The organism is Streptomyces sp. NPDC050448 (assembly GCF_040655295.1).
GTDB lineage: Bacteria > Actinomycetota > Actinomycetes > Streptomycetales > Streptomycetaceae > Streptomyces.
In genome coordinates, this window is the sequence record NZ_JBFAJR010000006.1 from 21,840 (window position 1) to 31,709 (window position 9,870).

Genomic DNA, 9,870 nt, shown 5'->3' on the forward strand with positions numbered 1-9,870 from the left:
AGTCGGCGTACGGCTGCGACGTCAGCCCGTCGTCACCACGCGGTAGATGGATTCCAGGCTCGGCGCTTCGAGCAGGTCGACGACGCCGACGCTCCGGCCGGTCTTCTCCTCCAGGGCGACGACGAGCCGCAGCAGGTGGAAGGAGTCCCAGCCGGCGAGCTCGTGCAGCCCGCGTCCGGCGTCCTCGATGGTCACCGGCAGGGCGAGTTCGTCGCGGACGAGGGCGATGAAGTCTTCGAGGTCGTTCACGGAAGGTCGCCTTCGGGGGTTTCGTCGATACGGATGTGCGACGGCATCGGTTCGATCCGTTCCAGCGCGTGCCGGAAGGTCCGTACGCCGCCGTCGTCGCCGTCGCTGGTGTCGCCGTCTTCGCCGGTCGGGACGAAGCCGTGCCGGGGATAGAAGTCGCGGACGCGCCGGTTCTTCGCGGTTTCGCGGTAGGCGGCGACCACGGAGGTGGCGCCGGTGGCGCGGGCGTGTCGCAGTACCCAGGACAGGCACGCCTCTTCGATGGAGCGGGAGAACACCCGACAACTCAGCAGGAAGTTGTCGATGTGCAGCACGTGTCCGTCACGCCGCGCCAGGATCGCGCCGACCAACCCGTGGTCCCCGAACCTGTCGCCCGCGTGAACGGCCAGGGCGAGCGGGGCCGGGTCCCTCGTCCGGTCCAGTAGGTCCAGTACCTCGCCGGGCTGGAGGCGCTCGGCGGTCATGTTGAACTGGTTGGTACGCAGGGTGAGTTGGGAGATCCTGGGCGCCTCGGCTCGGGTGGCCGGCCCGATGCGGAGGCGGACGTCCAGTTCGCGCAGGTAGTCCTCGGTCGATGCGAAGCTGTCGAGGAAGCTCTTGCGTGCGGTGTCATCCCGGTACCGTGTCGTCCGGATCCGGTCTTCGGCCGTGACCTCCCGTACGTCGAACCAGCCGTCCCGCAGCAGGTTCCTGCGGTGCCACGCCGGTTCTCCGTCGACTTCGACGATCGTGACGCCGGGCAGTTCCCGCCGGACGAGTTCACGTTCGAAGGCGCTGTCGTCGACGAAGACGAAGCTGTCGACGGACAGCCCGAGGGTGTCGGCGAGGTGTTTCAGGTTGTCGTGCTTGGGTTGCCAGTTCGCGATGACCTGGACGAAGTCCTCCTCGCGCACGGCCATGCGCGGGTGCTCGCGCAGCGCCCGTGCCACCGACTCGGGTTCGTTCTTGCTGACGGCCGCGAGGAGGACGCCTTGCGATCCGAGTTGCCGTACGACCTTCTGGAACGCGAGAAACGCCTCGCCCCGGTAGCTCTCGCCGACCTCGATGCCGTCCACCCCGTCGTCGCCGAGGACGCCTCCCCAGAGGGTGTCGTCGAGGTCGAGCACGAGGCACTTCTTCGTCCGTCCGGTCATCTGCCGGGCGAGATGGCCGATCTCGGCCGCGTAGGCGAAGAGCAGGTCGTCGGTCAGATGGGCCTTGGCGTAGGTGCTGAGCCGGTCGTCGACGACCGGCACGCCCTGCGCGACGATGGGTTCGAGGTCCAGCACGACGACCGAGGCGTTGTCTTCGGCGAGCCGCAGCAGGCGGGCGTTGGCCTCCCGCCACACCGCGCCCAGCCGGGCGCGGGAGCGGTGGTCGACGAGCTGGCCGGTGTGTGCGCGCAGCAGCGGCATCGTGTTCAGTACGAGCGTGCCCGGCCTCTCGGCGAACCGGGCGGCGAGCCGTTCGATGAGACCGATCTTGTCCGCGGCGACCCGTTCCACGTCCTCGGGTCGCCAGGGCAGGGGCACCTCGTCGAACACGATCATCGGGTCCAGTACGCACAGGACGAGGTCGGGTCGGGCGGCGTTCAGTTCGCCGGCCGGGTCGAGCAGTTCGTGCACGTAGTTGTCGAAGTCGGCCAGTACCGGGCGGGCCACCAGGCCGTGCCGGGCCAGCTGGGCGGTCAGGGCCGGAGCCAGGGTCCCCAGGGTGCCGTGCCCGGTGACGCCGATGGTGACCAGCGGCGTCCCGGGGTGGGCCTTGGAGATCTCCTCCGGGTCGAGCCGGGCGAGGAGCCGCCCGGCCTTGAGGAGTTCCGTGCCCGAGAGGCGGGCCATCAGTTCGCCCGCTCTCGGGTATTCGCTCATCAGGCGCCCGGCGTCGGCCAGGTCGCGCAGTTCGGCCGCGGCCGAGGCGTAGCCGGACACGGTCACCTCCTCGGCGGTGCCGCGACGCCGGGCAGGGGCGGAGGAGGTCCGCCGTGAGGGCCTCCTCCGCCCAGGATCTGCAGCGGAGGCGGTCCACCGGGGCCGCCAGGTCCACCGGGGCCGCCGGGAGGCGGCATCATCCCGCCCATGCCGCCGGGCGGCGGGCCTCCGAAGTACTGCGGTCCCGGGCCGGCGAACTCCGGTTCGGATCCCTCGGCGCCGGCGGGGGGTGAGGCGAACTGGGTCCGGTAGAGCTCCGCGTAGAGCCCACCGGCCAGCAGCAGTTCCTCGTGCCGGCCCTGTTCCCGGATCTCCCCGTTCTCGACGACCAGGATCTGGTCCGCCTCGCGGACGGTGGACAGCCGGTGGGCGATCACCAGGGAGGTCCGGCCGGCGAGCGCGGTCTTCAGCGCGCGCTGGACGGCGGCTTCCGACTCCGAGTCCAGGTGTGCGGTGGCCTCGTCGAGGACGACGACCGAGGGGGCCTTGAGGAGCAACCGGGCCAGGGCGATGCGCTGCTTCTCGCCGCCGGACAGCCGGTAGCCGCGGTCACCGACGATGGTGTCGAGGCCGTCGGGCAGGGACGAGATGAGATCCCAGATCTGCGCCGACTTGCACGCTTCGGTCAGCTCCTCCTCGTCGGCCTCCGGTCGGGCGTACAGCAGGTTGGCCCGGAGGGTGTCGTGGAAGAGGTGCGCGTCCTGGGTGACCATGCCGACGGTCTGCCGCAGGGAATCCGTGGTGAGGTCGCGGGCGTCGACGCCGCCGATCCGTACGGTGCCCGAGGTGGGGTCGTACAGCCGGGGCACCAGATGGGTGAGGGTCGTCTTGCCGGCCCCGGACGGTCCGACCAGCGCGGTGAGTTTGCCCGCGGGGACCTTGAAGGTCAGGTCTCGCAGGGTCAGGGCGTTGTCCTTGCGGACCTGTGAGGGGAGCGCGATCGACTCCAGCGAGGCGAGCGAGACTTCGGCGGCCGCCGGGTAGCGGAAGCTCACGCCGTCGAACTCGATCTCGGGGGCGTCCGAGCCGGGGCCCGGCAGTGCCCGGGCGTCCGGCTTCTCGGCGATCAGCGGCTTGAGGTCGAGCAGCTCGAAGAGCCTGTCGAAGCTGACGAGCGCGGTCATCACGTTCGCCTGCACGCTGGACAGTTGGTTGATCGGCCCGAAGAGCCGGGTGAGCAGTGCGGCGAGCGCCACCAGGGTGCCGACCTCGAACGCGCCGTTGACGGCGAGCGATCCGCCCACGCCGTACACCACGGCGGTGGACAGGGTCGCGAGGAGGGTGACGGATACGAGGAGCATCCGGCCGTAGACGAAGTTCAGCACTCCGATGTCCCGGACCCGTGCGGCCCGCGCGCCGAACAGCTTCGCCTCCTGGTCCGGCCGGCCGTACAGCTTCGCCAGCAGCGCACCCGCCACGTTGAACCGCTCGTGCATCATCGAGCCCATTTCGGCGTTCTGCTCCATCGACTCCCGCATGAGCCGCTGCATCCTGCGGCCGACGACCTTGCCGGGCAGGACGAAGAAGGGCAGGACCACCAGGGCGACGACGGTGATCACCCAGGAGAGGTAGAACATCGCACCGAGCACCAGGACCAGTGACAGCAGACCGGACACCACGGTCGACAGCAGCGTGGTGAGTGCCTGCTGAGCCCCGACCACGTCCGTGTTGAGCCTGCTGACCAGCGCACCGGTCTGCGCCCGGGTGAAGAACGCGAGCGGCTGCCGCTGCACGTGCTCGAACACCTCGGTCCGCAGGTCGTAGATCAGCCCCTCGCTGATGCGGGCCGAGTACAGGCTCTGCGTGAATGCCGCGGCGGTCTCCAGCAGGGCGAGGCCGGCGACTCCGAAGGCGACGCCGAGCACGATCCCGTTGTCACGGGGGAGAATTCCGTCGTCGATGAGCACCTTGAACAGCATGGGGCTCGCCACCGTCATCACCGCTTCGAGGACGGTGATGAGCAGGAGGAACCCCACGGCCCCTCGATAGGGTTTGAGATAGGGCAGGATCCGAGGCACCGTGCCTGGTTTGATCTTCTGTCGGGTCAACCCGGAATCCGAGCCGAATCCCGATATCACCATTTGCGGCCCCGGGCCTCCAATCATGACTCCGAAACCTCCTTGTCTTTTGAGTGATCGGACGCTCCTGCGCCATGACGGCTCCGTGCCGCCAAGGGGCCGCTATTCGGCGTGCTCGTACTGTTTCATTTCCTCGATCAGGCTCTTCGGCCGCATGTCCGTCCAGTTCTCCTCGATGAAGTCGAGGCACGCCCGGCGGGTGCTCTCACCGAACTCGACAACCCAGCCGGCCGGCACATCCGCGAAGGTCGGCCAGAGGGAGTACTGACCTTCTTCGTTGACGAGCGCGTAAAAGGTCCCGTCTTCGTTGTCGAATGGATTCGCCATGTCAGCCCTCCGGTGAAACAGATCCGACCCGATGAATGCGCGGCATTCCACGCAATGCCGCTGCGAGCGATCGTACAGCCGTCCAACCGACCCGATTCGACAGTTGGACGCGCACGCAAAAAAGGGCCTGCCGGATCGGCAGGCCCTCGTGATTTGAGGATCGCACGAATACCGACTCCCCGGCAATACCGTCCAACTGACGAACCCGAATTCGCGATGTCGTCGGTCCGGGCCCTCACCGTGGCGAGGCTCCTCGGCGGGAACCGGCCCCATCGGATGCCGCAGCGCGATTCGGCCAGATGACCCGCCGGGCGCGCATGGCACGGAGAGTGGGGGCGCCCCACCCCACGGGCACGCTCACGGACGGCGTGATCCCGGAAAGGCCCAAACAAGGCGGAACATAACGATCATTGCGGACAAAGGGTACGGAAGTATCGATCCACCCTGCACATTTCCAGTCAAGGTGACCCGATATCGACCAATCCGCCACCAAACTGCGTTCGTCACTCTGTGTGGCCCTAACGTCACCCTCACCAGCCGGTGACGATGTGTCCACATTCAGGGGTCAAGGCCCCTCCGACGGCGTGAGCACACAGGGGACGACCAGCATCCAGTCGTCAGGATCGTGCTCCAGCGCCTTCTGAACGACCGCTTGATGCCCGCTCCGCGGCCCTCGTACGAGCCAGGGAAGCCGTTCGGGAAGTACTTCAGCTGGTAGATCCACACGCGCCCGTCTGCGGTCACCTTGATGTCGATGCCGCCGTCACCGCCGCGCCCGTTCATCACTTCCACTTCGGCGTCCTCGGCGTAGAGCCGGTGCACCAAGGCCTCAACGATGCGGTCGAGCCGGGGCTGGGTGATGGGGCCCCAAGCGATCGCCATGTGCGTGGCCCCTCCCTCATGCCGACGCTCAAACGTCTCACCGCCCGCTGATACTCGACGCCGCACAGCACACGTCGGCGCCGCTTCCAGCGAGCCGGCACTGCTCCCTCCACCGGTCCCTCGTGGGGCGAGAAGGGTCTGGACAGCAGACCCGGGGCCGACTGGCCATCGCCGTCAGCACGCATCGTGAACGCACATGCCGAAGCGATCAGAACACCTCCCCTGGCACACCTGTCGGTCGCCCTCAAACGGGAAGGCCACGGAGCCGATCCGCGCCGAATGCCGGAGTTCAACGCTGCGTAGTCAGCACCGAACCAGCACGGGAAGGGTGACGAGGTGGGATGACGTGGGCTTTTGGTCAGCACCGAACCAGCACGGGAGTCAGCACCGTCCCTCTGAAACGGGCGGAATGCTGCAAATCCGGCACTATGCGGAGGAGCTTTCTCCGGGGGCGGGAATGAGTCAGCGGCGGTCGTGTGGCGATCCGGCACACAAGGTGGCCTGTGATTGTGATGGTCTGCCACATATGCCGTTGACCTGGGGACTTCTACGTTGTGGCCACACCCGACGTCCCCGCAGACACCCTGGAAGTGGTGCACATGGCCTCCCCCGCAGCGAGCAGAACGAGCCCGTCCGGCATACGCAGGATCGTCGCCGCAAGTCTGATCGGGACCACCATCGAGTGGTACGACTTCTTTCTCTACGGCACCGCCGCCGCGCTGGTGTTCAACAAGCTCTTCTTTCCCACCGCCGATCCGCTGACCGGCACTCTGATCGCCTTCATCACCTACGCCATCGGGTTCCTCGCCCGGCCGCTCGGCGGGGTGGTCTTCGGGCACTTCGGAGACAAGGTCGGGCGCAAGAAGCTGCTGGTGCTCAGCCTGCTCATGATGGGCGGGGCCACCTTCGCGATGGGGCTGCTGCCCACGTACGCGAGCGTCGGCGCCGGGGCCCCCGTGCTGCTCACCGTCCTGCGGCTGGTACAGGGATTCGCCCTCGGCGGTGAGTGGGGCGGGGCCGTGCTGATCGTCTCCGAGCACGGCGGGGCCGAGCACCGCGGGTTCTGGGCCTCCTGGCCGCAGTCCGGTGCGCCGGGCGGGAATCTGCTGGCCACCGGGGTGCTCGCCCTGCTCGCCGGCGTGCAGTCCGATGCGGCGTTCCTGGCGTGGGGCTGGCGCATCCCCTTCCTGCTCTCCGGCGTCCTGGTGATCGTCGGACTGTGGATCCGCCTCTCCGTATCCGAGTCCCCCGTCTTCCTCGCCGCGCAGGCCGCCCGGCAGGGGCGTCAGGACGAGGCACCCGTCGTCCGGGTGTTCCGCCGCAGCCTGCGCCAGGTGCTGACCGCCGTCGGCACCCGGTTCGGCGAGAACATCTCGTACTACGTGCTCACTTCGTTCCTCCTCGTGTACGTCACCGCCCACCTGGGCCTGCCCAAGAGCACCGCGCTGAACGCCGTTCTGATCGGCTCGGCCGTCCACTTCGTCGCCATCCCGGCCTGGGGCGCGCTCTCGGACCGGATCGGCCGGCGCCCGGTGACGCTGATCGGCTCGGCCGGCATGGCCCTGTGGGCCTTCGGGTTCTTCGCGCTGGTCGACTCGAAGTCCTTCGCCGTCATCACCGTGGCCGTCACCGCCGGTCTGCTCCTGCACGGCGCCATGTACGGGCCCCAAGCCGCCTTCATCTCCGAGATGTTCGACACCGAGGTCCGTTACTCCGGCGCCTCGATGGGATCGCAGCTCGCCTCGATCGTCGCCGGAGCACTGGCGCCGATCATCGCCGTCGAACTCCTCAAGGACTACGGCTCCTCCGTTCCCGTCTCCCTCTATCTCTGTGCGGCCGCCGTGGTGACCACCCTCACCGTCGCCTTCGCCCAGGAGACCCGCGGCCGTGATCTGGCACGGGCCCGCGCCGAGTCCGCCGCTCCCGCCGCCGGCCGGACGGCTCCGCTTCCGGCCGCCGCGGACCCTGCCTGATACGGCCCGGCCGGCCACGGGAGAATGCCGCCCATGACCTCCGCGAACGAGACAGCCCCCGGTCAGGCGGCAGCCGCCCTGCGGGAGCTGCTCGAACTGCTGCGCCGCGGCGCACCGGTCGAGCAGTTCACCCGGCCTGCCGTGGACGCCCGTACCGCCGGGGCCGGTCCCGCCGAGCAGGCCCTCGTGGAGGAGGCGACGCGGGTGGCGCTGGACATCCGGCGCGCCCTCGACCAGCACCGGCGGCGCGAGGCCGAGCTCACGGCCCTGTTCGACACGGCCGGCGACCTCGCCGCACTGCGCGATCTCGACGCGGTGCTCCGGGCCATCGTCCACCGGGCCCGCATGCTGCTGGGTACCGACGTCGCGTACATGACCCTCAACGACCCGGTCGTCGGTGACACGTTCATGCGCGTCACCGACGGCTCGGTGTCGGCCGCCTTCCAGCAGCTGCGGCTCGGCATGGGCGAGGGCCTCGGCGGTCTGGTCGCCCAGACCGCCCGCCCGTACGCCAGCGCCGACTACCGCACCGACGACCGCTTCCGGCACACGGACACGATCGACAACGGGGTCCGCGAGGAGGGCCTGCGCGGCATCCTCGGCGTCCCGCTGCGCGTCGGCACCCGCGTGATCGGGGTGCTGTACGCGGCCGACCGGGCGGTCCGCGACTTCGCCCCCGACGCGGTCGCGCTGCTCTCCTCCCTCGCCGACCACGCCGCCGTGGCCATCGACGGCGCCCGGCTGCTCGAGGAGACCCGCGCCGCCCTCGTGGAACTCGGGGTCGCCTCCGGGACCGCCCGCGCCCAGAGCGAGGCGATGCGGCTCGCCGCCGAGACCCACGACCGGCTCACCCGCCTCGTCCTGCGCGGCGGTGACGTGGCCGACGTCGCCCGGGAGGTCGCCGCCCTGCTGGGCGGAAGCCTGGTCGTGCACGACGCCGACGGCGCCGAGCTCGCCCGGGTCGGCACGGATCCGGTCGGCCCGTCGGCCCGCGGCCTGGCCGAGTCCCGCTCCGGCGGCCGGGCCGTCGCGGTGGACGGCGTATGGGTGTGCGCGGTCCTGGCCGGGCCGGAGCTCCTGGGCAGCATCACCCTCGGCGGACGCGGCGACCTGCCCGACACCGAGCGGCGGCTGTTCGAGCGGGCCGGCCTGGTGACGGCGCTCCTGCTCCTGCTGCGCCGGTCCATCGCGCACGCCGAGGACCGGGTCCGCGGTGAACTGCTCGGCGACCTGCTGGCTCCGGCGGCGCCCGGCCGGGTCCGCGACACCGGCAGCCAGACCCTCCGGGCCCGCAAGCTCGGGGTCGACCTCGCCCGCCCGCACGCCCTCGTGGTGCTGCACTGCGACGCCGCGCTGCGGTCCCGGCTGGCGGCGGAGGCCGCCCGCCACGCACGCGCCCGCGACGGCCTGGCCGGGCTGCACCAGGGCCGCGTCGTCCTCCTCGCCCCGACCGACAGCCCGGGCCCGCTCGCCCGATCGCTCGCCGCCGACCTGGGCCAGGCCCTGGGCACCGCGGTCACCGCGGGCTCCGCCGGGCCCGCCGCCGGGCCGGAGGGGCTGCCGGGTGTGTACGCCGAGGCGCTGCGCTGCCTCGAGGCGCTGCACGCCCTCGGCCACTCCGGCGGCGGGGCCGGCCTGCCCGACCTCGGGTTCCTCGGGGTGCTCCTGGGCGACCGGGCGGACGTGGGCGCGTACGTCGACCAGGTGCTGGGGCCGGTCATCGCGTACGACACGCAGCGCGGGACGGAACTGGTCCGCACCCTGGAGGCGTACTTCGCGCACGGGGCGAGCCTGGCCCGGACCAAGGACGCCCTCCACGTGCACGTCAACACCGTGGTGCAGCGCCTGGACCGGGTCCGGCAGATCCTGGGCGACGACTGGAACACCCCGGCCGGGGCGCTGGAGATCCAGCTCGCCCTGCGGATCCTGCGGGTGGCGGCGGCCCGGCCCCGCCCGGTGCCGTCCTCTCCCGCGTCCCCCTACCCGACTTCGCTGTAGGCCGCCCACGCCCCGAGGGCGAACTCCTGCCCCTGGCGGCGGACTTCGACCGCGCCCGCCCCGCCGAAGTGGGCGGGTACGAGCAATTCGGCCTCGTCGGCAGCGCGTTCGAGGATCCGGCGGCGGCTGGCGGCGGCCTGCCCGGGATCCAGGCAGAAGCAGCTGTTGCAGGAGGGTTCCAGGATCTGCACCGGGCTGTGCAGCAGATCCCGGCCTTCGGTGGCGGCGACGCCCCCGCCGGCCGAGGCCAGGTACTCGCTGTAGGTGGCGGTGAAGGCCGAGTTGTCGGGGGCGACGGCGACAGCGGCGCTACCGGGGCGGCAGCCCGAGCCGTTGACCGAGGCGACGTCGACGGCCACCCGGCCGGGGGGAGCGCGGCGACGGTGGCGGTGGCACCGGCCGAGGGGGAGAGCGTAACGAGGCATCCGGTCACGGCGACGGCGGTCAGTGCGG

Annotated in this window: 7 protein-coding genes and 2 pseudogenes; 2 read left to right on the plus strand and 7 right to left on the minus strand. The window is 70.5% G+C overall.

What is annotated here, in order from left to right; all coding sequences use genetic code 11:
* Positions 1–21: 21 nt before the first annotated feature.
* The 5 genes from AB0I68_RS09980 to AB0I68_RS10000 form a co-directional block, all read right to left on the minus strand.
* Complete coding sequence (locus tag AB0I68_RS09980; RefSeq protein ID WP_363176736.1) at positions 22–249, minus strand: acyl carrier protein; 228 nt, start codon at positions 247–249, stop codon at positions 22–24.
* Complete coding sequence (locus AB0I68_RS09985; protein WP_363176737.1) at positions 246–2,159, minus strand: HAD-IIIC family phosphatase; 1,914 nt, start codon at positions 2,157–2,159, stop codon at positions 246–248. Before AB0I68_RS09985 ends, AB0I68_RS09980 begins: the two co-directional genes overlap by 4 nt.
* 2 nt (positions 2,160–2,161) lie before the next feature.
* Entirely contained in the window at positions 2,162–4,135 is a 1,974-nt protein-coding gene (locus AB0I68_RS09990) for an ABC transporter ATP-binding protein (RefSeq protein WP_363176738.1), read from the minus strand.
* 204 nt (positions 4,136–4,339) lie between these two features.
* Positions 4,340–4,564, minus strand: a complete 225-nt coding sequence (locus AB0I68_RS09995) for an MbtH family protein (RefSeq protein WP_363176739.1) — start codon at positions 4,562–4,564, stop codon at positions 4,340–4,342.
* A gap of 558 nt (positions 4,565–5,122) precedes the next feature.
* Positions 5,123–5,446 carry a hypothetical protein gene (locus AB0I68_RS10000; RefSeq protein ID WP_363176740.1) on the minus strand — a complete coding sequence of 108 codons (324 nt, stop codon included), beginning with the start codon at positions 5,444–5,446 and terminating at the stop codon, positions 5,123–5,125.
* Positions 5,447–6,045: 599 nt separating this feature from the next.
* Here AB0I68_RS10000 and AB0I68_RS10005 point away from each other — a divergent pair.
* On the plus strand, positions 6,046–7,419 hold the full coding sequence (locus AB0I68_RS10005) for an MFS transporter (RefSeq protein ID WP_363176949.1): 1,374 nt from the start codon (positions 6,046–6,048) through the stop codon (positions 7,417–7,419).
* 33 nt (positions 7,420–7,452) lie between these two features.
* Entirely contained in the window at positions 7,453–9,417 is a 1,965-nt protein-coding gene (locus AB0I68_RS10010) for a helix-turn-helix domain-containing protein (RefSeq protein ID WP_363176741.1), read from the plus strand.
* Here AB0I68_RS10010 and AB0I68_RS10015 read toward each other — a convergent pair.
* Together AB0I68_RS10015 and AB0I68_RS10020 are read right to left on the minus strand one after the other, a co-directional pair.
* Positions 9,399–9,632: pseudogene (locus tag AB0I68_RS10015) on the minus strand (MBL fold metallo-hydrolase); the annotation flags it as partial. The gene AB0I68_RS10010 and the pseudogene AB0I68_RS10015 overlap by 19 nt on opposite strands.
* A gap of 15 nt (positions 9,633–9,647) precedes the next feature.
* Positions 9,648–9,850 (minus strand): annotated as a pseudogene (locus AB0I68_RS10020) (DUF4360 domain-containing protein); the annotation flags it as partial.
* Between the last annotated feature and the right edge of the window lie 20 nt (positions 9,851–9,870).